General features: G+C 42.1%; 15 protein-coding genes and 1 tRNA gene. 6 read left to right on the top strand and 10 right to left on the bottom strand.

Annotated features, from left to right (window positions below):
* Positions 1-104 precede the first annotated feature (104 nt).
* The 8 genes from I2I13_RS20770 to sppA form a co-directional block, all read right to left on the bottom strand.
* Positions 105-1718 (bottom strand): hypothetical protein, encoded by a 1614-nt coding sequence (locus tag I2I13_RS20770; protein WP_195650403.1) that lies wholly within the window; start codon positions 1716-1718, stop codon positions 105-107.
* Between the two features lies 1 nt (position 1719).
* Positions 1720-2754 (bottom strand): HlyD family secretion protein, encoded by a 1035-nt coding sequence (locus tag I2I13_RS20765; RefSeq protein WP_148367136.1) that lies wholly within the window; start codon positions 2752-2754, stop codon positions 1720-1722.
* Positions 2751-4064 (bottom strand): TolC family protein, encoded by a 1314-nt coding sequence (locus I2I13_RS20760; RefSeq protein ID WP_148367137.1) that lies wholly within the window; start codon positions 4062-4064, stop codon positions 2751-2753. Before I2I13_RS20760 ends, I2I13_RS20765 begins: the two co-directional genes overlap by 4 nt.
* 365 nt (positions 4065-4429) lie before the next feature.
* Positions 4430-4502 (bottom strand) — tRNA-Phe (locus tag I2I13_RS20755).
* A 161-nt stretch (positions 4503-4663) separates the two neighbouring features.
* Entirely contained in the window at positions 4664-5701 is a 1038-nt protein-coding gene (thiL, locus tag I2I13_RS20750; RefSeq protein WP_195650402.1) for a thiamine-phosphate kinase, read from the bottom strand.
* Between the two features lie 16 nt (positions 5702-5717).
* Positions 5718-6527 (bottom strand): purine-nucleoside phosphorylase, encoded by an 810-nt coding sequence (locus I2I13_RS20745; RefSeq protein WP_004327187.1) that lies wholly within the window; start codon positions 6525-6527, stop codon positions 5718-5720.
* Positions 6484-7614 (bottom strand): tetraacyldisaccharide 4'-kinase, encoded by a 1131-nt coding sequence (gene lpxK / locus I2I13_RS20740; RefSeq protein WP_148367140.1) that lies wholly within the window; start codon positions 7612-7614, stop codon positions 6484-6486. Before lpxK ends, I2I13_RS20745 begins: the two co-directional genes overlap by 44 nt.
* Before the next feature lie 10 nt (positions 7615-7624).
* Positions 7625-9403, bottom strand: a complete 1779-nt coding sequence (gene sppA / locus I2I13_RS20735; protein ID WP_195650401.1) for a signal peptide peptidase SppA — start codon at positions 9401-9403, stop codon at positions 7625-7627.
* A gap of 230 nt (positions 9404-9633) precedes the next feature.
* Between sppA and I2I13_RS20730 the strand changes: the two genes are divergently transcribed.
* Positions 9634-10908: a histidine-type phosphatase gene (locus I2I13_RS20730; RefSeq protein ID WP_148367142.1), complete on the top strand. Its 1275-nt coding sequence runs from the start codon at positions 9634-9636 to the stop codon at positions 10906-10908.
* 32 nt (positions 10909-10940) lie between these two features.
* Positions 10941-13139, top strand: coding sequence for a GH92 family glycosyl hydrolase (locus I2I13_RS20725; RefSeq protein ID WP_195650400.1), 2199 nt, complete (start codon positions 10941-10943; stop codon positions 13137-13139).
* Between the two features lie 158 nt (positions 13140-13297).
* Here I2I13_RS20725 and I2I13_RS20720 read toward each other — a convergent pair whose 3' ends face one another.
* Together I2I13_RS20720 and I2I13_RS20715 are read right to left on the bottom strand one after the other, a co-directional pair.
* Positions 13298-14341: a FecR family protein gene (locus tag I2I13_RS20720; protein WP_195650399.1), complete on the bottom strand. Its 1044-nt coding sequence runs from the start codon at positions 14339-14341 to the stop codon at positions 13298-13300.
* A 53-nt stretch (positions 14342-14394) separates the two neighbouring features.
* Positions 14395-14982: an RNA polymerase sigma-70 factor gene (locus tag I2I13_RS20715; RefSeq protein ID WP_148367145.1), complete on the bottom strand. Its 588-nt coding sequence runs from the start codon at positions 14980-14982 to the stop codon at positions 14395-14397.
* A 328-nt stretch (positions 14983-15310) separates the two neighbouring features.
* Between I2I13_RS20715 and I2I13_RS20710 the strand changes: the two genes are divergently transcribed.
* The 4 genes from I2I13_RS20710 to I2I13_RS20695 are packed head-to-tail and all read left to right on the top strand — an operon-like array spanning position 15311 to position 23343.
* Positions 15311-18727 carry a SusC/RagA family TonB-linked outer membrane protein gene (locus I2I13_RS20710; RefSeq protein ID WP_148367146.1) on the top strand — a complete coding sequence of 1139 codons (3417 nt, stop codon included), beginning with the start codon at positions 15311-15313 and terminating at the stop codon, positions 18725-18727.
* A 32-nt stretch (positions 18728-18759) separates the two neighbouring features.
* The gene (locus I2I13_RS20705; protein WP_229128686.1) at positions 18760-20403 is read left to right on the top strand and encodes a RagB/SusD family nutrient uptake outer membrane protein; all 1644 of its coding nucleotides are present in this window, start codon (positions 18760-18762) and stop codon (positions 20401-20403) included.
* The gene (locus I2I13_RS20700; protein WP_195650414.1) at positions 20403-21818 is read left to right on the top strand and encodes a DUF5125 domain-containing protein; all 1416 of its coding nucleotides are present in this window, start codon (positions 20403-20405) and stop codon (positions 21816-21818) included. The genes I2I13_RS20705 and I2I13_RS20700 overlap by 1 nt, the downstream gene beginning before the upstream one ends.
* A 46-nt stretch (positions 21819-21864) precedes the next feature.
* Positions 21865-23343 (top strand): BACON domain-containing protein, encoded by a 1479-nt coding sequence (locus I2I13_RS20695; protein ID WP_195650397.1) that lies wholly within the window; start codon positions 21865-21867, stop codon positions 23341-23343.
* The last annotated feature ends 20 nt before the right edge of the window (positions 23344-23363 follow it).

Below are 23363 nucleotides of genomic sequence, written 5' to 3'. Positions count from 1 at the left end.
AATTGAAATGATTTCACTAGTGTCCCAATTTTAATGGGACACTAGTGTCTTGTCTCATATTCTGACAGATTATAATGGTCAATGCTTATATTATATAAGAACGACTACACTGACTGGATTCCTGTATTACCCTTAGTTCGGACTATATGTTTGATACTCCTCCGAACAGTACTCCACTTCGGGAATATCGCAAATGGTCGTACAGGTCCATAGCTGGCGAGTATAATCAAGAGCGATACTAATGCCGTGATAAGCAGCCAACCGTAGATTTCTTTCATAGAGACAACGAGAGCCTGCGTCTGCACCATTCCATAAAGTTGACCGATAGGCACATGGTCTATGGCAGGATTGAAATCTACGATATTTGAACTGAGTAGTGAAGCGTTTTTAGCCATTGTATGTCTTAGGAATTCCCCAATGAGTGCCGGCCCGAGTGTCGCTCCCATAACCGCTCCTGTGAATCCGTTGATGGTAAGGGCCTGTGGAAATACCTGAAATGGAAGTCCGCTCTGTACAATTGAGGTAAGGAAAACAATGGAGATTATCACGGATGCGGCACCACGAAAAAACAGCGGAATGAAAAGCATCTCTTTCTCAATGCCATAATCTATGAAGAAATAGAAACAGGCAAGGTAACAGGCAGCAAGGACAAATGCTATTGCCGCCATGGTCTTGTACCTCCATTTACGTAGTGCGAAGGTGAAATATGTGAACGCACACCCGGCGATGATTCCAGCGAAAACATACCAGTTCAAGTCGATCAGATTGGTTTCATCAAATCCGAGTATATTTGCTGCATAACTGTGTTCAAACACATGTTCAGTGGCAATCAGGGTGAAGAAAACGAGGTAGATGCCCGTTGCTCGTATCACGTTGTGGTTTCTCATCGCCCTGAATGATATGTAGGGATGGTGAAGGAATGTAGCTCTCCACAGGTTTATGCCGAGACAGGCAAGCCCGATAACTGTTGCACCTCTTATCTCCGTGGCATCCCACCAGTCATAGAAATTGCCATAGACGCAGATGAAAGTAAAACAAAGCATGAATCCCGCCCATAAGATTGCGCCTATCCAGTCGATACCGAGCAAAGGAATGAACATTGGCCCGCGTACAGGCTTCACTAATATCATAACCAGCAGTACCATTAGGGCGAGCAGTCCGGTCATAATCCAGTGCATATATTCCCATTGCGAGAAGAATATAATATAGACGGTGGTGATACCGTTCAATTGTATTACGCTGTCAACTATTATATAGACGTAGCAAAAGAATATCGCCATGTCACGTACAGGAGTCAGCCATAACTGTATTGTGGAGTTACAGGCAAGTGTGGCCTGCATCCTGAACCATCCCGCCACGAAACAAGTGCCGACAAGCAACGGTACACTTGTTGTGTGGGCACATATAATATTGGCAACTATCAGGACTATACCTGAAGTAACCAACTGGGTTCGGGTAGAGAAACGGAACTTGATGCGGAACATGACGGCAAAATTGATGGCCAACCCTATCAGTGAGGCATAGCCTGCCATGAGAATATCCTCTTGCATAAGTGCCGTACTACCTACCATGTCAGATGCGGCGGCAAGATAAACTCCGCTTGAGAACTGGATTATCAGTACAAAAAGAATAAACAGATACGGCTTTAGCTGTCGTGGAATGAAATTGGGAACATCCGGAATGTCGAATGGTCCCTGTGGAACGTGCCAGTCTGCCATATCAATACTTTACGTAACATTCCACATTCATACCAGTACGGAGCCGTTCCATATCTTCCGGCTTGTTGTCTTCCGTAAATTCAATCCTTACGGGTATTCGCTGACGCACCTTTACGAAATTTCCGGCTGAATTGTCCTGCGGGATCAGTGAAAGTGAAGCACCGGTAGCTGTGGAGATTGACCGGATATTTCCGTTGAAAAGAACTCCCGGGATAGCATCCACCCTTATTTCCACCTTACTTCCGGGAACTATGTGGTGGAGTTGAGTTTCCTTATAGTTGGCGGCAACCCACACGTCGCCTGATTCAATAATATCAAGCAGTGTTTGGCCCGGTTGTACGAGTTGACCGACCTGTATCTCCTTACGTGAAGTGTAGCCGTTGCACGGGGCGGTAATTATAGTGTAGCTGAGATTAAGTTCTGCAGTTTCAAGGAGAGCTTTGGCAAGTTCAATTCCTGCTTCTGACTGCGATATGCGTTGACGGTTGACATCGACGACCGATGAGGTTGCCGAACGTTGCCTCACAAGCATTTCGTATCGGGCTTTTTTTACCCCATAGTCCGTCTTGGCACCATCATACTGCTGGCGGGTGACGGCATCCTGTGCCAATAGTTTTTCGTATCGGGCCAAATCTGTAGCTGCATTATCCATCAGCACTTTGGCTTCAGTGATAGATGCCTCATTGACGGCTACATTTGCCGAAGCTGATACAACTGTCCGGTCAGCGACACCGCGTCCGGCGAGGGCATTCTGGTAATCTGCGTTTGCACGGGCTACATTAAGGCGCATATCGGCATCGTCAATTATCACAAGTGTGTCCCCTTTCTTAACCTTCTCGTATTCTTTGAAACGGATTTCTTTGATGTAACCTTGTACGCGGCTATTGAGGGGCACTATCTGCCGACGCACCTGCGCATTGTCGGTAAATTCTACATTGCCAAGGTGAATGAACTTGCTGCCGACCCACAATGCTGCGACAGCGATTACTGCGATGGTGATGATATAAGAAAGTATCTTTTTGCTACGGTGTTTCATATTTTTCCGGTGGTGAATAAAAGTTTATAATAATAGTAGATGATGTTTATACGAGCGTTAACCAGCTGCTTCTCCGCATCGAGTTTTGCATTGGCCGCGTCGAGCATATCGGTAATCAATGCCATATCTGCCGAGTATCGCGTAGAAATCGTGCGGTAATTTCGTTCGGCAAGCTCTGCGCTTTTCCGTTGGTTCTGTAGCTCTTCATAGGCCTCTAAATAGTGTATATGGTCGGCTCTTACAGCAAGCGAGACACTTTCACGTGTGGCGGCAAGTTCTTCTATTGTCCTTTGTGTGGCAGCACGGCTCTTTGCCAAAGACTTGTTGCTTTTATATAGTGAGGAAATGTTGTAGCTGACCCCGACCCCGATATACCAATAGCTTAAGTTGCGATTGATTGGCGGTACTTCCACAAGAATGGGACCGTCAATGCTCCAACCTGCCTGAAGCCCTATCTTGGGCAGACGCTCGGAACGGATGATATTTTCCGCTTTGCGACTTATGTCAACACCGGAACGTGCGAGGCTTAATGACGGAGAGTTCAACATAGCCTCCTGCTGCCACCATTGTTCTCCATTCATCGGTAAAGAACGAGTCAGAATGGTGGAATCCGGTACAACGACAGTTCCCTCGGGCAATCCTGCCGTTGTTACAAGATTGACATTAAGGATGTCGAGAGTATTGTTTATCTTGACAAGCTGTAATTCAAGATTCGATACCAAGAGTTCATAGCGTGTGATGTCATTTTGAAGAGCTGTCCCCTGCTCATAGCGTGCCTGCATTTCTTTCAATACCTTTTCGGCTGCGGATATATTGCTTTCCATAACCCGGCGCAGATTAGTATATTTATAGATGTCAAGATAGAATCCTGTAAGTTGGAAGCGGATATTGTCTCGCTGAAAGTCGGTAGCATACCGTGTGGCTGTTGATTTCAGCCCGGCAAGTTCTATGGCATTTGCCACGGCTCCGCCTGTATAAACCGGCTGGGTGACATTCAACGACAGTCCATTTCCCAGATGTGGTATGGGAGCTTTCTGATAGTCGCTGAAATTGCGTTTGGTTGTAAAGCCATCGCCTATATAACTGATCGAAAGCGATGCTTTGACATCTGGTAGGCGACCTGCACGCGCAACGCTTATTGCATGCCCGGCTTCGGTCTGTGCAGAAAATGAAGGGCGGAGTTGTGCACTGTTGGCTTCAGCGGTCTCGAAAATTTTTTCCAAAGTTATTACCGACTGGGCATAAGAGCACACCCCACCGCTCAACAAGGTCACGGAAAGCAACCCTGTGAGCAATCGAAGATTGTTCATGAAGAATTTGTTTTTTATGATATAAATTGATTATTTTGTCAGTCATGGTGTATGACCGAACCTAACTCGCAGATTTACGAGCCATAAACTGAAGCTGTGCTTTTCCAGTTTTCCAAATATCCCCAGTTTCTTACAGGGATATCAATAGTTGTGATACATTTATTCTTTATAATCATACAAGTGCAACTTTTTGTGAATTGCGTTGCAAAATTACAAAAATATGTTGATTTTATGATTATATTGGACTATTATTTTATGTACAAATGGTGGTAATGCAAAATGTAAGACTGGGCACTCATTTGGACTCCCGAAAATAAAAAAGCCTTGTAAGTCGTTGTCTTACAAGGCTTTTTGGCTTTCGTTTGTGGTGCCACCAGGAATCGAACCGGGGACACAAGGATTTTCAGTCCTTTGCTCTACCAACTGAGCTATGGCACCATAATATTAACTTGATTCAGTTAAATCTCTTTTGCGGTTGCAAAGGTAGTGAAACTTTTGGATTCTGCAAGTCTTCTGGAAATAAAAAACACTGATAAAAAGTTAGTCAGCTAATTATCAGTGTTGTATAAGATGAAAATATTTCAAGTATGTGATGAAATCTATTGCTTATTCTCCTTTAATGGATTCCATCCCTGCGCTTTTAATTCGAATTCTTGTCCATCACGAGTAATCAATGCACAGCCAAGTTCGGGCTTGGTAATATGTCCAATGAGACGGACTCCTTCCATTTGTGATACTTTCTCATGATCGGCGATGGAAACAGTAAAGAGTAGTTCATAATCTTCTCCGCCGTTTAAGGCACAGGTTGTAAGATTCATGTTAAACTCTTCAGCCATAACAGCCGTCTGATAATCGATTGGAATATGCTCTTCGTAGATGCGGCAACCAGCATTGCTTTGTTTACAGATATGCATCAGCTCTGATGACAGACCGTCGGAAATGTCCATCATAGAAGTAGGGACAATATTGGCGGCTGCCAATTTCTCGATGATATCCTTGCGGGCTTCCGGTTTTAACTGGCGTTCCAATAGATATTCTTTGCCGGTGAAATCCGGTTGAATGTCTTTATCGCCTTTTAATACCACTTTTTCACGTTCCAAGAGTTGTAACCCCATATAGGCTGCTCCCAAGTCGCCGCTGACACAGATCAGGTCAGTGTCTTTAGCTCCATTACGGTAAACTACTTTATCCTTGTCGGCATCGCCGATACAGGTGATGCTGATAGCAAGACCTGTCAGGGAAGAAGTTGTATCACCTCCCACAATGTCGACATTGTATTGCTGGCAAGCCAGACGGATACCGGAATAAAGTTCATCCATATCTTCCACGCTGAAACGCTTGGAAAGACCAAGAGATACCGTAATCTGCCGGGGAGTACCGTTCATGGCATAAATATCGGAGAAATTAACTACTGCTGATTTATATCCCAAATGTTTCAAGGGAACATAAGTCAGGTCAAAATGCACACCTTCCATAAGTAGGTCGGTTGTTACCAATACTTGCTTTTCTGAAGGGTAGGAGAGAACGGCGGCATCGTCGCCCACTCCATATTTGCTGGATTCGTTTTCCAGTTTGATTCCCTCGGTGAGGCGGTCAATCAGACCAAACTCACCGAGAGATGCTATTTCAGTTCTCATAAATCGGGATGGTTGTTTAGGCACGGTTGATAAGTTCGCGCATGATCGTGGTCATTTTCGGTTGAGCAGCGTCAGCGGCTTTCTGAACTTCTTCGTGTGTTACTTCTACGATTTTTCCTTCTACTCCCAAGTCGGTGATGACGGAAATACCAAATACTTTGATACCACAATGGTTGGCTACGATAACTTCCGGAACGGTAGACATACCAACCGCATCAGCACCAAGGATATGGAATAACTTATATTCAGCAGGAGTTTCGAAAGTAGGACCTTGCGTACCAATATACACTCCGTGTTGTACTTTAATTCCTTTTTCTTTGGCAATCTCGTCAGCCTTACTAATCAATTCCTTGCTGTATGCTTCGCTCATGTCCGGGAAGCGAGGTCCGTAAGGGATATTTTTTCCGCGAAGCGGGTGTTCGGGGAAATAGTTGATATGGTCAGTGATAATCATCAGGTCACCGATTTCGAAATCTGCATTTGTACCGCCACTGGCATTGGATACAAACAAGGTTTTGATACCTAACTCTCGCATGACACGTACAGGGAAAGTTACTTCTTTCATGGAATAACCTTCGTAATAGTGGAAGCGTCCCTGCATAGCCATGATATCCTTATTGCCTAGTTTGCCGAAAATCAGCTTACCGCTATGACCTTCGACGGTAGATACCGGGAAGTTGGGGATATCCGAATACTTTATTTCATACTTCTCGGTGATTTCGTTTGCCAAACTGCCAAGCCCGGTGCCTAGTATAATGGCAGTTTCCGGACTGGTATGCATCTTACCTTTCAGATAAGCTGCGGTTTCTTGTATTTTCTCTAACATAGTCAATAATATGTTGGTTAAATTTATCTTGTTGATTTTGTAATATTTCAATTTCAATAGGCAAGGCGTAGATAAATGGTTTCAACTCCTTGTCCAAAGCCGGATGGTTAATCAGGCGTGTTGCATCTTTCTCGGTGGTAATAATCAACCGGTGTTCTCCTTTCAGTTTATGAAACCGTTCTTTGATAAGCTGTATATCCCGATGAGTGAAATTGTGGTGATCGTCAAACGATAGTAAATCTATCTGTTTGCTACAACCTTCCAGTCTTTCGAGAATGGGAGCAGGTGAGGCAATTCCCGTCATCAATAATATATCAGTGTTTGCCAGTGAGGACAAAGTAATCTCATGGTTTGCCGGAATGGCATTTGTGTCCGGAGACATGGTAGGGAACACAGGTTGCAGGTTACCATACCGGAACGATGAGAAGAATAACTGTTGATATGGATAAAGATTCAGTCGTTTCGTGATAATGTTGTAATCAATAGGCTTGATGTCTTGCGGGCATTTGGTGACAATAACGATTTGCGCCCGGTTCTTGCCGCTAATTGGTTCACGAAGCCGTCCTGCGGGGAGCAAAGTGTCATCACAGAATAACCGGTGATAATCCGTTAACAGAATACTCAATCCCGGTTTGACGTATCGGTGCTGAAAAGCATCGTCCAATAGGATAACATCTACTGAAGGCTTTTGCAGTGCAAGCAACTTCTCTATGCCATGACAACGCTTTTCGTCGACAGCTACTGTGACAGACGGGAATTTTTGATGCATCTGGTAAGGTTCGTCGCCAATGCTTCTTGCCGTACTTTCCGGAGTGGCCAGTACATAACCTTTCGTGTGCCGTTTGTATCCCCGGCTTAATACAGCTACCTTATATTGGTTACAAAGAAACTTTATCAGATATTCAGTGTGCGGAGTTTTTCCTGTCCCTCCTACAGCGAGATTACCTACGCTGATGATAGGTATATCAAAGCTCTTTGATTGGAGAACTTCCCAGTCAAAGAGTTTATTTCTCATCATTACCACTGCTCCGTAGAGCCAGGAGGCAGGGTAGAGCCACTTATGTATCTTGATAAAGTGTTCGTCCATGTATTACGGTTTATTTAATATTCAGTTCGAACGGAATACGTGCCTGAATCATGGATTGTTCTTGCAGATTTTTCAGTAAACCGAATTGCTGATAGTACTCTCCTAATTTACTTTTCAGTAATTGTGATTCTACATAATTCGTCGGTTTCGTATCAAGCAGGGAAGACAGGAAATCTTGTTTCTCCGGATAAGACACAACGGTATAACCTTCGATACCGGCTTTTGCAACAGCAATATCCAGTGCCTTGTCAATACCACCTAATTCGTCTACTAATCCCAGTTCTTTAGCAGTTTCTCCAGTCCATACGCGACCTTCAGCAATCTTCTCGATAGCTTCCTTCGTCATGTGACGTCCTTCGGCACAACGAGTTACAAAGGTATCATATCCTTCAGTTATCATCATTTGAAGCAATGATTTCTCATCCTCGTTAAACGGACGCATGATATTTCCGAAATCAGCGTATTTATTCGTTTTTACGACATCATAACTTAAACCGATTTTATCAGTCAATCCTTTCACATTAGGAATCATACCGAAGATTCCGATAGAACCGGTCAGGGTAGTAGGCTCTGCAACAATCGTATCGGCAACGCAAGAGATATAGTAACCGCCTGACGCAGCATAATCACCCATAGAGACAATGACCGGTTTCTTTGTTTTCAGCTCTTTCACAGCATGCCAGATTTGTTCCGAGGCGAAAGCGCTTCCACCTGGAGAATTGACACGGAGTACAACAGCTTTCACATCATCATTATCCTTCAATTTGCGCAAGTCACGAATGACTTTCGAACCGACAATCCCATTTTCGGAAGTTGCAGAGCTCGGATAGTCTGTAATCTCACCGGATGCATAATAAACAGCTACGATATTACCGCTTTTATCTTTCGGCACATTTTTCCTTACGTTCATCATGTCGCCCAATCCTAATATAGGAAGATTATCATCTTCATTGATCTCTACCAATTTCTTAAGATAATTGCGCACATCATTGCGATAAATCAGAGTATCAGCCAATCCGCATTTTACACTCTCTTCTGCCGGATAGAACATGAGCATGCGATTTGCATAAACATTCAGTGAGTCTACAGAAATATTACGTGAAGTAGATACCCCTTCCGTAACCTGTCCCCAGATAGAAGTGATAAATGTGGTAACCTGTTCGCGGTTGGCAGGACTCATTTCCGTAGCAATAAACGGCTCTACGGCAGATTTGTAAGTTCCCACCTTGAACACCTGCATCTCAACTCCTATTTTTTGTAGCAGATCCTTGTAGAACAGGGGAGCAGAGGCGATACCCCGCCATTCAATCATTCCCTTGGGATTGAGCAACACCTTATCGGCTGCGCTGGAAAGATAATAAAGTCCCTGCGTGTAGGAGTCGGCATAAGCAATAACGAATTTTCCACTTTCTTTGAAGTCGAGCAGTGCGTTACGGATTTCCTGTAAAGAAGCATAGGAGGTGCCTAATGAATTTGCCTGCAGATAAATCCCTTTAATATTTTCGTTTTCTTTAGCCTTCTGGATGGAAGAAAGAATATCGTCCAGTCCGTATGTGTTAGATCCGTCACCCAACAACTGTGATAAAATACCCAGCGGATCTTCTTGCGTACGTTCAACCAACGTTCCGTTTAAGTCGAGCATCATTACAGAATTCTTTTTTACGATTGTTTCTGTGTCCGAAGCAGACATGATGCCAAACAACGTTACCATGCTGATTATAAATAATACAATACTTGACAAAATGATACCTGTCACCGTGGCAAGTGTAAATTTCAAGAAATCTTTCATTATACTTATTGTTTTTTGCGCCAGCTTGTTATTAAGCTAACAAAGATAAATAATTGAGTTGATATTTATTCAATAAGTCGTACGAATTTTTGTTTTATCACAGCGAATCCACATAAAAAGGAACTTCCTCCATTTAAGATTTAAGTATATTTGTCTGTATCAAATCCTTTTAAATGAGAAGAAATCTCTAATTTTGTGGCACAACTATTAATACATTGAATAATACTATCATGAAAAAACTCACGTCTATTCTTTTATTGCTCTTGTTTGTATGGACGGTACAAGCGCAAACTGCTCGTGAAGAGATCCGTGCAAACCGGTATTTATCCGCTAATAATTATTATGCATATCCTACGCCTACTGCTAAGCAGACAGCTGCTCCTAAGGGGTACGAACCTTTTTATATCAGCACATATATGCGTCATGGCTCACGGTATCTGATTGATCCGAATGATTATCGTTTCCCCAAGCAAACTTTATTAAAAGCCGACTCTTTAAACAAACTTACTGCAACAGGTAAAAACACACTGGATATTGTTTTGCGCATGGCTGATATGGCGGAAGGTCGTCTTGGTGAACTGACTTCGGTGGGAGCACGCCAACACAGAGGAATTGCAAAGCGTATGTATACTAATTTCCCACAGATATTTGCTGATGGAACAGAAGTGGATGCCCGTTCCACAGTTGTCATCCGGTGTATTTTATCCATGACATCCGAATGCCTCCAATTGCAGGCGATGAATCCTAATCTATGTATCAAGAATGATGCAAGTTACCATGATATGTATTACATGAATCCTCCTGCCAAGGATTTGAGTAAAATAGCTGGTTCCGATAAAGTGAAAAAGGTTCAGAAAGATTTTGAAGCTACCCATGTACGTCCGCAACGCTTGATGAAAACATTGTTTACAGACGAAGCGTATGTAAAAGCAAATGTTGATGAAGCGCGCCTGATGAGACGTCTTTTTGATTTGGCTTGTAATATGCAGAGTCATGATACAGATATGCAGCTATATTCTCTTTTCACAGATGAAGAGTGTTATGATCTATGGAGTTGTAACAACTTATATTGGTATCTGACACACGCTTGTTCTCCTGTAACGGATGGTTTGATGCCCTATCGGGAAGCCGACTTGTTGCGTAATATTTTAGATAGGGCAGATGCTGCTTTGAAAGAAGGTAAGAACCAGGCCACTTTGAGATTTGGTCATGAGTCTTGTCTGTTACCGTTAGTCGCTTTATTGGAACTGAATCATTATGGAGAATCTTACCCTGATGTAGAAAAGTTATCCGAACAATGGAGAGCGTATGATATTTTCCCGATGGCTAGTAACGTGCAATTCGTCTTTTTCCATAAAAAAGGAAGTAACGATGTATTGGTAAAAGTATTACTTAATGAAAAGGAAACTAAACTACCGGTGAAAACAGACGTAGCTCCTTATTACCACTGGAAAGATGTAGAAAGCTACTATCGTGAAAAATTAGATAAATATCAGCATATATAATGCGACATTAACTTAACATTATTATATTTACCATGAGAAGAAAAACCCCTTTTATGGCTGCAACTCTGGCAGCAGGCTTGTTTTTTTATTCTTCTTGTACTCCGGCTGAAAAGACGGATACAAAAGATTATACTCAATACGTTAATACCTTTATCGGTGGCGCAGACAACGGGCATACATTTCCCGGCGCATGTTATCCTTTCGGTATGATACAAACCAGCCCTGTGACTGGTGCAGTCGGTTGGCGTTACTGTTCTGAATATGTTTATGAGGATTCTCTGGTTTGGGGATTTACACAGACACATCTGAATGGAACAGGCTGTATGGATTTAGGCGATATTCTAGTGATGCCGGTCACGGGTACACGTGTCCGTGCGTGGGATGCTTATCGTAGTCATTTCCCTAAAGACAAAGAAGCGGCTACTCCGGGATATTACACTGCGGAACTTTCCGATCCACAGGTGAAAGCGGAACTGACAGCATCTATCCATGCTGCCCTCCACCGCTATACTTATCATAAAGCGGATTCTGCCTCTATATTGATCGACCTGCAGCATGGTCCTGCATGGAGAGAAGAGCAATATCATTCACAGGTCAACAGTTGCGAAGTAAATTGGGAAGATGCGCAGACACTGACAGGACATGTCAATAATACGGTATGGGTGAATCAGGATTATTTCTTTGTGATGAAATTCAACCGTCCGGTAGTCGATTCGATTTATCTTCCGATGGGAGAGACAGAAAAAGGCAAACGTATTATTGCCTCTTTCGATATGCAACCGGGAGACGAGCTGATGATGAAAGTGGCTCTTTCTACCACCAGTGTAGATGGGGCTAAAAAGAATCTGGAAGCAGAAATTCCTGCCTGGGATTTTGAAGGAGTGAAGACTGCTGCCCATAATGAATGGAATAACTATTTGAGTCGTATTGAAATAGACGGTACGGATGATGAAAAAACTAATTTCTACACTTGTTTCTATCATGCATTGATTCAACCCAATCAGATTTCAGATGTTGACGGTATGTATCGCAATGCCGCCGATTCTATAGTAAAAGCCGGAACGGGTACTTTCTATTCCACGTTCTCTTTGTGGGATACTTATCGTGCCGCTCATCCATTTTATACATTAATGATTCCCGAACGTGTGGATGGCTTTGTTAATTCTCTCATTGAACAAGGTGAAGTGCAAGGCTTCTTACCCATTTGGGGATTGTGGGGGAAGGAGAATTTCTGTATGATTGGTAATCACGGCGTATCAGTTATTGCCGAAGCCTATCGTAAAGGATTCCGCGGTTTTGATGCTGAACGTGCTTTCAATATAATAAAGAAGACGCAGACGGTGTCTCATCCGTTGAAGTCCGATTGGGAAGTTTATACAAAATATGGTTATTTCCCGACAGACCTGATAAAAGCTGAATCTGTATCTTCTACTTTAGAATCGGTATATGATGATTATGCTGCTGCCGATATGGCACGTCGTATGGGTAAAGAGGAAGATGCGGCATATTTTGCAAAACGTGCTGATTATTATAAGAATATGTTCGATCCACAAACGAAGTTCATGCGTCCGCGCAAGGCTGACGGAACTTGGAAAGCTCCATTTAACCCAAGTGCACTAGGACATTCTGAAAGTATCGGTGGAGATTATACAGAAGGAAATGCATGGCAATATACCTGGCATGTACAACATGACGTACCGGGATTGATCCAGTTGTTTGGCGGTGAAGAGCCTTTCTTGAATAAACTGGATTCTTTGTTTACAGTTCAACTGGAAGGAGAGAGTTTGGCAGATGTTACCGGATTGATTGGACAGTATGCTCATGGCAATGAGCCAAGTCATCATGTTACTTATTTATATGCACTGGCAGGTCGTCCGGAACGTACACAAGAACTGGTTCGTGAAATATTTGATACTCAATACAAGAACAAACCTGACGGACTTTGTGGGAACGATGATTGCGGACAGATGTCTGCCTGGTATATGCTTAGTGCGATGGGATTCTATCCGGTAGATCCGGTGAGTGCGGAATATGTATTCGGTGCTCCGCAATTACCGAAGATGACTTTGCATTTGGCTGATGGTAAGACTTTCACAATTATTGCAGAGAATCTATCGAAAGAACATAAATATGTAGATAGTATTACATTGAATGGTGAACCATATACGAAGAAAACAATCTCACACGAAGAGATTGTAAAAGGTGGTACACTGGTGTATAAGATGAAGTAAATTCTCAAGTATTCTCACTGTGATGAGAAAAAATTCTCATCACAGTGAGAATACTTTTCTCATTACTATGAGAATTTATTCTCAATATGGTGAGAATAATATCCTTTTTAAAGCATACGGAAACGCCTTTTTGAATCAGTCGGAACCCTCTTTGCTTATTATTGCACAGTCTTGCTCACCTCTATACGTTGCTTTTCAAACTTCTCGCTATTGTTACTACGGTTACTGACTTCTTTGCACTGGATGGGTGCACTCATTTCGAGCAAGCGTAAGATCTCATTCAAAGATTCACCCTCAAAAGTCGCCTTATAGGAATATTTTCCTAATTCGGCATCTTTCAAAATAAACTCCACATTATAAGTTTGCCCCAAACGCTTGAATACATATTCCAGTGGATCGTCTCTAAAAATGAGTACTCCATCTTTCCATGAGCACCATTTGTAAGTATTGGTTTTGTTGACGTTATACAAAGAAGTTACCAGATTATAGTCAATCTTCTCTCCCGGTGAAAGGGAAATTGTTTTTTTCTTGTCAAGAGTTACTGCTACCTTTCCTTTTACTAATGTCACAGCTGTTACATTGTCCGAAGTATATGCGTTCACATTGAATGCTGTGCCGGTAGCTTCTACAGTCAGTTCTTTCGTTTGTACGATGAAAGGATGTTCCTTATCGGATTCTACTTCAAAATAGGCTTCACCTTGCATTGAAACCACTCTTTGCTTATCATTGAATTGAGTAGGATATTTTAGAGAACTTCCGGCATTTAACCAAACCTTAGAGCCGTCGGGAAGATTCACTACCGACCAAGTGCCGTAAGGAGTGAATAACTCCTGATAAGTTTCCGCAATTTGTTGAGCTGGCCTAAAATAAAGATAAGCGGATAATATCAGTAGAGGAAGAAGTAAGATAGCTGCAATTTGCTGCCAGTAGTGCAGAAAGGACAACTTTGGACGAACCGATGTCGGCTGATTTTGATGAAGAATCTGCTCCATAACTTTTCTGTGCGCGCTATCCACATCTATCTCTTCCGGATTAAAAGCCGGGTGACTGACTTCCCACACATTCTTTTGTAACAGAAAGCTCCTGTAGTTTTCGGGAGTAGCCGATATCCAATCTTCCAGTACCTTTATTTCTTCTGGTGTAGCCTCTTTCGAGAGATAGTTGGAAATTATAATTTCTATGTCTGAATCTTTATTTATCATATGCATTTTACCTTATATATAATAGACGTTTCAGAAAGAAAATCCCACATCCATTAGTGGAAAAGAAAGAAGAGAAGTAGCAAATAAAAATCTTTTAATAAAAAGCGAAGCTGCTTCAAAGCCTTGCTGATGCGTACTTCCACTGTTCTGACAGAGATATTGAGGCGATTGGCTATTTCCTGATATTTAATATTTTCTAACCGGCTCATTTCAAATACTTCTCTTTCTTGGGGAGGTAATTGCTCCAATGCATTTTTGAGTTGCCGGCATAAATCGGAGTACAGTATGTAGTTTTCCGTTGTATCTATATCTATAGAGCCCGATTTAAGTTCATAAGCAACGTGTTCATCTATAATCCTGCGATGGCGCAATTCATCCAGACAGTAGTTCCGGACTGCTTTCAGTAAATATGATTTTAGTGAATTCTCAATTTCCAGTGTTTTCCGGTCATTCCATAATTTGAGAAAGATATTCTGTACAATATCCTCGCAGGTAGATTTCTCTGGAATGTAAGTACCGCCAAACAACACCAGATCTTTATAATAGGCATGGAATAATCGGGTAAAAGCCTGTTTATCATCCTTTTTCAGTGCTATTACCAGAAAACGGTCGTCGGAAGTCTGTTGTTGGATATTTGACATAGTATTGTAGTAGAGATTCTATTGTTGGGGGTAAAAATAGAAAGATTATTTGGGATAAACGATAGTTTGATGAAAAAATAGTCAGGATGAAAAAATAATGTGATATGGAATGTGGCTTTTATTTTTAGAAACGTCTTATTGATAGCTACGAGAGAAAAACACATTTATTAACCTTTAAATAATACAAGCCATGGGAAAGACATAATCAGTGAATCTTACTTCCGAAAAAACTGATAAAAAAGGAAGGTCTGACTCACCTTCCTTTCCAAAGATTCAGTTATTCGTTAATCAACTTATTTGTAGAACCAATAACCAAACATGTAAAGGTATGAAACTTATTTCAATTAGAAAAATGAAAAAGAGAATTAATGTACCTGCGAATGTAAAAATGGGGAGAATTTGTGCTATATGGTTGTTTTGTATAGCTCTGCAAGCCGTCAGTATACCTATCCTTGCACAATCCGCCAAAATTACATTACGACTGAAGAACGTGACTGTAGAGGAGGTCTTGACTAGTATCGAAAATCAGACAGAATATCGCTTCCTGTATAACAAAGATATTGTTGATGTTAGCCGTATAGTAAGCATTTCTGTGAAGAATGAACTGATGACTCTGGTACTGGATAAACTTTTTAAAGGCGAAGGAGTATCTTATACGATTGAAAAACGCCAGATTGTATTAAACAAGGTTTCATCTCAACAGCAGGATAACAAGCCGACAGTCAAGGTGACAGGAAAGGTCGTGGACGAATCTGGAGAGACTCTTCCGGGAGTGACTGTGATGATAGAGGGGGTGACTCAAGGAACCATCACCGGTATAGACGGCAATTATCAGTTGCAGGTTCCGGAAGGTTCGACACTGAAATTTACTTCAATAGGTTACACTACATATACGCAGAAAATAACCAGGCCGATGACGTTGAACGTGACGATGAAAGAGGATTCAAAACAATTGGATGAGGTTGTTGTGGTAGGTTATGGAACGACCACCCGTAAGAATCTGACCACTTCTATTGCAACGGTCAAAACAGAAAAAATATCAAGAGCCGCAACAAGCAATATGTCACAGATGCTGCTTGGGCGGGCCGCCGGACTGGAGGCTACATTAACAAGTCCACAACCGGGTGGAGCAGTTGATCTTTCAATTCGTGGTGCAGGAACTCCTATATTTATTGTGGATGGAGTGATGATGCCTTCCACCTCTTTAGAGGTTGGAAACGGAAATCAGGTCATGCCTAATTCGATCAGTCGTTCGGGGTTGGCCGGACTTAATCCTGCTGATATTGAATCTATTGAAGTATTAAAGGATGCCTCTGCCTCCATTTATGGAATTGGCGCGGCCAATGGAGTCGTATTAATCACCACGAAGAAAGGTACTGAAACCCGTCCACAAATCACTTATGAAGGAAATTATTCTATTGTGAAAAACTATCCGTATCTGGAGCCTTTGAGCGGAGAGGAATATATGAATGTTGCTAACATTTTCAATAAAGAAAACTATTTATTTACGAACGGCATGTATCCCTATGGCGATAAACCTTTTGATAATAAATGGGTGCCTCAATTCTCACCTCAACAGATAGCTGCCGCTCAAACAACAGACTGGCTGGATTGTGTGTTGAAAGATGGTAGTATCAATAACCATAACATCACAATTACAGGAGGATCTAAACTTCTGAAATATTACTTGTCCGGAAACTATTATAAACAGGAAGGTACGGTAGAAAACTCTGCAATGGAGCGTTATGCTCTTCGGACGAACATATCTTCACAATTGCTTCCATTTCTTAAGTTGACTGCAATTGTCAATGTAAATGAGAATGAATATACAAACTCAACTTCCGGTGGTGGAGGTGGTGGTAATGGTTATGATGCTATCCAATCGGCATTGACTTATCCTTCTTATTTGCCGATCAGGGATGCGGCAGGAAATCCTACTTTATATTCGAACTATCCCAATCCTGCAGAAATGGTAAAAGTGAGCGACCGCACCAAAACGAGCGGTTATTATCTAAACTTTGCTGCCGATGTGGATATAATCAAGGATATGCTGTCGTTCCGTTTGATGTATGGTATCAATAAGGAGAATGCTAATCGTAACCTTTATATTCCTTCTGATATTTATTTTATGGATATGTATAAATCGAGAGGACATCTGGGATATGTTGAGCGTAGAAACCAAACCATGGAAGGTACGCTGACTTTCAAAAAGCAGTTTGGAGATTTGTTGCGTGTTGATGCCGTAGTGGGTATGGGAAGATATACAAACGATTCAAATGGACTTGAACTTGACTACGAGCAGATTAACGATCACATTGCGGCTGATAAAGTGGAAGCTGCGGAAGGTGCTTTCTATCCGACTTCTTTCAGGGCAGCCGACGAACGTCGTTCTCAATTTGCCAGGGCAAGTGTGGATTTGCTTGACAGGTATGTGGTTGCGGCTACTATCCGCCGGGATGGAACGGACAAATTTTTTCCGGGAAAGAAATATGCCTATTTCCCTTCAGTGTCATTAGCCTGGAAATTATCTAACGAACCGTTTATGAAGCATATATCATGGATTGACCAGTTGAAGATTCGTGGCAGTTATGGACAGACAGGTAATGACAACTTGGGCAGTTCACTTTATGGAACTTTCAGTCTGGCAGCCCAATACATCAAGTTCTCTAACAATTCAGTGACTTATGTACCCTATCTGCTTAGCGGTCCTGATTACCCGAATGTAACTTGGGAAAAGACTACCATGAAGAATATAGGTGTAGACTTTTCTGTGTTGAAGGATAGAATCTGGGGAAGTTTCGATATGTTTCGTAATGATGTGACCAACTTGCTGGGATATGATTCTTCCTCTCCGCTTAGTATGACATCTTCCGTCCCGATGAATTATGGACATTATGTACGTTATGGATGGGATGCAACTATCAATTCACTAAACTATGAAATCCCCCGTGTGTTTAAGTGGACGTCACAATTGACCTTATCACATCATAATGCCGTTTGGAAAGAACGGATGCCCAATTATTATTATGAAGAATATCGAATCCGTAAAAACGAGCCGGTGAATGCTTATTACTATTATGAAACGGAAGGCATAATCAATATAGATAAAAGCAATATGCCCGAATCGCAGAAATCTTTACCGGCAGATGCGCAACAACCCGGCTATCCGATTATAAAGGACGCGAATGGGGATAATAAAATAACGATTGATGATGTAAAGATGCGGAATACACTTCCGAAAATTCACATCGGATTTGGAAATACGTTCGTATACAAAGATTTCGATCTGGATATATTTATGTATGGACAATTCGGGCGTACACGTTATAATTATGCATATCGTTGGGCGCTTGTCGGAGATGTGTATTACACAAGCCCGAAGAACTCGAACAAATATGTATATACTATCTGGAACTCTCAAACGAACCAGAATGGAAACCGGCGTGGTATTGCTTCGACAAAGGCTGTCGCTTTGCCCGGTAACGTAGGGTTTGAAGAAGATTATCAGAATGCTTCGTTCGTACGTGTCAGGAATATTACTCTAGGATATAATCTCTCGGGGAAGAAGCTGGGAAGAATAGGTGATTATGTAAGTTCTATCCGTGTTTTTATTGATTGTCAGAATCCGTTGACTTTTACCAAGTTTGTTGGGGTCGATCCTGAAATAAAGACGGGTGGCGACGGCTCCAAGGCGGAATATCCGATGACAAGAACATACTCCTTCGGAGCAAAAATATGTTTTTAAGAGAACCTGTAACGAAAGAAAAAATTGAAAATATGAGCAAGAATAAATTATTTAAAGTATTTATCATGATTGCATTTATCATGTGCAGTTGTGAGGATAATTTTGATCCGAAGATGTATGGCACATTGAATGTTTCTAATTATCCGGTGACTGAAGCCGAATACGAATCATTTATGATGACCTGCTATATGCCTTTTACTACTACATGGACCTATTGGATTGGTGCCGGTACGAGTGGCAACCAGCATGGTTGGTATATACCTGCCGGAGGCGTACTGAAATTCTTTGATTATCCGACCGATGAGATGGCGGTGTGGAATAATGGTTGGGGAGGTGGATACTACTTCCTTTCCAAAGCCGATTTCAGTCAGTGTGTCTATTATACGAGTGGTACGTTAAGTGACGAAAGGCCGAATCATTTTCCGAAAGTAAGTGAGATTTCCTACTTCACCAATGTGATTGGAACTTTGGAGAAGGCTTCTACCGAGGTCGTTTCCGAGGAACGTAAAAGGGAGTTTATTGCCGAAGCCCGTCTTTGCCGGGGATTGATGATGTATTATTTATTGCATGTATATGGACCTGTTCCTTTGATTGTTGATCCGAACGATCTGATTAATCCTTCAAAACTGGAGAATCTGGTACGTCCGACATTGCAGCAAATGACGGAATGGATTATGGCTGATTTTGATTATGCTTATCAGTATATTGCAGATACTCAGCCGGAACAAGGACGTTACAATAAGGACTATGCACGTGTGTGCATCATGCGGCATTGCTTGAATGAAGGTTATTATATGTCCGGTTATTATCAGAAAGCGATTGATATGTATAGCGAGTTGAAGGGGCGGTATAGCCTTTTCAAAAAAGGAGATAATCCTTATATCGAGCAATTTAAAAATGCCAATAATTTCAATTCGGAAGTGATTATGGCTGTCAGTTGTGATGAAACGGCGGATGGTACGAATAAGTCCGGTAATTTTAATCCGCTGATGATGCTCGCTACTCCTGATAATGCGGCGAGAGTGGACGATCAGGGAAATCCCACTCCTTTTTATCTGCAAGGGCAGGGATGGGGACAAACCTTTAACGTGTCTCCGAAATTCTGGGATACGTATGATCCTTCGGATAAGCGTCGTGATGTCATCCTGACTAAATATTATACGACAGCCGGAACTTGGATTGACCGGAATACAACCACATGGGACGGATTTATAATTAATAAATTCCCGGTTGAAACGGCTACGGCTTTTCAGGGGACTGATATACCGTTGGCCCGTTGGGCGGATGTCTTGTTGATGTATGCGGAAGCTGAAGTTCGTAAAAACAATGCTGCTCCGTCTGCTGACGCTGTTGCTGCAGTGAATGAAGTGCGTAAACGCGCCGGACTGGATGATCTTCCGGCATCGGCAACAGCTAGTGCCGAAGCTTTCCTGGATGCTTTACTTACCGAAAGAGGACATGAAATGTTGTATGAAGGAATGCGTAAAATAGACCTCATCCGGTTTAATCAATATGCACAGCGTACGGCGAAGATAAAAGGAGTGGCTCCTACACATCAATATGTGCCTATTCCCAATTATGCGGTTCAGCAAGCTTCGGAATCTTATGGAAAAGTGCTGGTACAGACATTTGAGCGTGAGGGATGGAAAGCAGATCTTGCGGCAGCTCGCAATTAATGTCGTCATTCATGATTGTTAAACTAGAGATCTTAAGAAAAATGAAAAAGATATACGTACTATTCATATCATCGTTACTGCTCTTTTCGTGTGCAAAAGATGATATTAGTAAGCCAAGTGAATGGCCGGAGTGGCCTACGCCTTCAAAACCTAAAATAGAAAATGCTGTATTGCGGGGAGTGAATGGTGAAACGGTTGTGGCGGCTGGTGATAAAGTTAAATTCACCGCACAGATAAGTGATGAGTATAATGATCTGGTTTCATTCCAATTACTGGTAACAATGGATGGAGCCGAGATTTTGAACTTGTCCAAGGGATTGAGCGGACGTTCTGTAGTTATTGAAGAGGAAGCAACTTTGCCCTTTGTTGCCGGTTTTCAGAACGGACGTCCTGTGGTAACCATCAAAGCTGTAAATGATTTAGGAGGCAATGAATCGACCCTGACCTTGGATGAGGCCGCAAGTGTGGCGGTGACCCGTCCGGAAACACCTTCCAAATTATACCTTGTTGATGATTTGGGAAATGTGTATGAAATGGACAAGGAGAATCAGAATGAAACGGATTATAGTTTCCGGACGAGTGCAGCGGATTTGACTGGAATTGGAGACCATTTTAAAGTTGCCGAAAAGATAGTAAACAATAAACCTGATTATTCCGGTTTGGTATGGGGGTATTCGGACAATAAGATTTCGATTGTGACTGATGATACAGCTACTTCGATTCCGACTCCTAAGGTGGGGAGTTATATATTGGAGAATATCACTTTTGATATGTTGAGTTTCTCGACCGATAAGACACTGGCATATAGCATTGATATTGACAAGTCCCGATTCTTTGATGTGGGAGGCGGATATATTCAGTTGGATATTGAATTGGTAGAGAGTGCCAAGATTAATTTTATAGGTTTTGGCAGTGATGTCACCAATATGCTCCGGCCCGAATTTTTTAAAGATGTTTCAGGGAGTAAAGCAAAATTCGATGGTCCGTCGGTACTTTATAACTTGAAATATAATACATCAAATGGTTTCATGTATATGGAACGGCCGCGGGATGTTTTCTATCCGGAGGTGATGTATATTCTTGGTACTGGAGTTGGCTTTCCACGTGAACCTTATGTGGCTACGCTTGCTTGGGACTTCGCATATCCTCACCAATGGTTCTTCTTTAAAAAGGTCGGTGCAAGTACTTTTGAAGCAGTCGTATACATTGACCAAACGATGGGATTTAAATTTTATAGAGGATATGGTTGGGCACAAGAGGAGGATACAAAGAATTTATATACAGTGGAGCCTGTTAACTTGATAACAAGAAATGCTCCCGGTGATCTAATTCCGGGTCCTGATTTTAAAGCCGGACTTTATACGATACATATTGATAAAGCCAAAGAAGTGATACGATTGACTCCTTATAATTAAGAGAGAATCAATATTAATAGTCTTTAATTTAATATTCAATAGAATTATGTATATATCAATGAAAGCATATAGTAAGAAGTTGTTGGTTGCATTCTTTTTTTCGATGTTGCCAATGGTATTGATGTCTTGTTCGATGGATCCGGAGAAAGCCTCTTTCTCTATTTCCGGAGATTTGGGGAAGTTGCAGATCAGCAATGACGGGTTTACGGAAGTTTATTCGATAAAGTCTAATACGGAGTGGAAATTTGTTAACGAGACCGATCAGTCTTGGGCTACCATTTCTCCGACTAAAGGGAGCGGGAACGGAAAAGTGACAATTACTGCAAGTGCGAATGCGGGAGCCGGACGTACGGCTGTATTTCGTGTGGTACCTAATGGGGTGAAGACACAGGAAATAGAGATTGTTCAGGGCAACTCCTATATCCCTACAACTGATGGGGAGTTCCCGATTATAGCATGGACTGGGGTGGAAGCGGACAAGTCGTTGGAGAAATTTCCGGTAATGAAAGCATCCGGCATTAATATTTATCTGGGATGGTATGATGATTTGGAGACAACATTGAAGGCGCTTGACGCTGCACAGAAAACCGGAGTGAAAATGATAACTTCTTGTAAAGACCTTTTGTCTGTTGCTACTGCTGAAGAGGTTGTAAAAGCAATGATGAACCATCCGGCTTTGTATGCCTATCATTTGAAGGATGAACCGGAAGTGAATGATTTGCCGGGCTTGGGCGAATTGGTGAAGAAGATTAAAACCATCGACAGTCATCATCCTTGTTATATAAATCTGTACCCCAACTGGGCCTGGGGAAAAGAACTTTATTCTGAAAATGTAAAGTCGTTTATAGAGCAGGTGCCTGTACCGTTTATATCCTTTGACAATTATCCTATTGTATCTATAAATGGTGCTCCCAGCATTGTCCGCCCGGACTGGTATCGGAATTTGGAAGAAATATCAGCGGCTGCCAAAGAGAGTAATAAACCTTTTTGGGCGTTTGCACTTGCGCTTTCCCATAAACTGGATGAAACTCATTTTTATAAAATACCGACATTGCCCGAGTTGAGATTACAAGTTTTCAGCGATCTGGCTTACGGTGCACAGGCAATCCAGTATTTTACTTATCGCGGACTTCAACATGATGAGCCGACCGAAGTATATGATTTGGTCAAGACTGTCAATCAGGAGGTGCAACAGCTTGCAGGTATATTCTTGGGAGCGCAGGTTATTTCAGTGTCTCATACCGGAAGTGAAATACCGGAAGGAACTACAGTGTTGGGAAGTTTGCCGGCCCCTATAAAATCATTGACAACGAGTGATACGGGTGCTGTTGTTTCTGTATTGGAGAAAGATAATAACCAGTATCTTGTAGTTGTAAATAAGGATTTTCGTAATGTGATGAATCTGGCAATTGATGTGGACGGTTCTGTAAGCAGAGTGCTGAAGGATGGTTCAACTGTAAGTCCGGACGGTTCTACGATAGTGGTTGAACCGGGGGATATGGTCATATTTACATGGAGAAAATGAATAAAGGTTTCTAATTAGAT

It is taken from the genome of Bacteroides sp. D55t1_190419_B8 (assembly GCF_015558905.1).
Classification (GTDB): Bacteria; Bacteroidota; Bacteroidia; order Bacteroidales; family Bacteroidaceae; genus Bacteroides; species Bacteroides vicugnae.
This window is presented reverse-complemented; position numbering and strand designations above follow the sequence as displayed.

Bases quoted from the DNA above. Each gene is read 5' to 3' on its own strand.
- I2I13_RS20770 (WP_195650403.1), bottom strand. From the start codon at position 1,718: ATGGCAGACTGGCACGTTCCACAGGGACCATTCGACATTCCGGATGTT.
- I2I13_RS20765 (WP_148367136.1), bottom strand. From the start codon at position 2,754: ATGAAACACCGTAGCAAAAAGATACTTTCTTATATCATCACCATCGCA.
- I2I13_RS20760 (WP_148367137.1), bottom strand. From the start codon at position 4,064: ATGAACAATCTTCGATTGCTCACAGGGTTGCTTTCCGTGACCTTGTTG.
- thiL (WP_195650402.1), bottom strand. From the start codon at position 5,701: ATGAGAACTGAAATAGCATCTCTCGGTGAGTTTGGTCTGATTGACCGC.
- I2I13_RS20745 (WP_004327187.1), bottom strand. From the start codon at position 6,527: ATGTTAGAGAAAATACAAGAAACCGCAGCTTATCTGAAAGGTAAGATG.
- lpxK (WP_148367140.1), bottom strand. From the start codon at position 7,614: ATGGACGAACACTTTATCAAGATACATAAGTGGCTCTACCCTGCCTCC.
- sppA (WP_195650401.1), bottom strand. From the start codon at position 9,403: ATGAAAGATTTCTTGAAATTTACACTTGCCACGGTGACAGGTATCATT.
- I2I13_RS20730 (WP_148367142.1), top strand. From the start codon at position 9,634: ATGAAAAAACTCACGTCTATTCTTTTATTGCTCTTGTTTGTATGGACG.
- I2I13_RS20725 (WP_195650400.1), top strand. From the start codon at position 10,941: ATGAGAAGAAAAACCCCTTTTATGGCTGCAACTCTGGCAGCAGGCTTG.
- I2I13_RS20720 (WP_195650399.1), bottom strand. From the start codon at position 14,341: ATGATAAATAAAGATTCAGACATAGAAATTATAATTTCCAACTATCTC.
- I2I13_RS20715 (WP_148367145.1), bottom strand. From the start codon at position 14,982: ATGTCAAATATCCAACAACAGACTTCCGACGACCGTTTTCTGGTAATA.
- I2I13_RS20710 (WP_148367146.1), top strand. From the start codon at position 15,311: ATGAAACTTATTTCAATTAGAAAAATGAAAAAGAGAATTAATGTACCT.
- I2I13_RS20705 (WP_229128686.1), top strand. From the start codon at position 18,760: ATGAGCAAGAATAAATTATTTAAAGTATTTATCATGATTGCATTTATC.
- I2I13_RS20700 (WP_195650414.1), top strand. From the start codon at position 20,403: ATGTCGTCATTCATGATTGTTAAACTAGAGATCTTAAGAAAAATGAAA.
- I2I13_RS20695 (WP_195650397.1), top strand. From the start codon at position 21,865: ATGTATATATCAATGAAAGCATATAGTAAGAAGTTGTTGGTTGCATTC.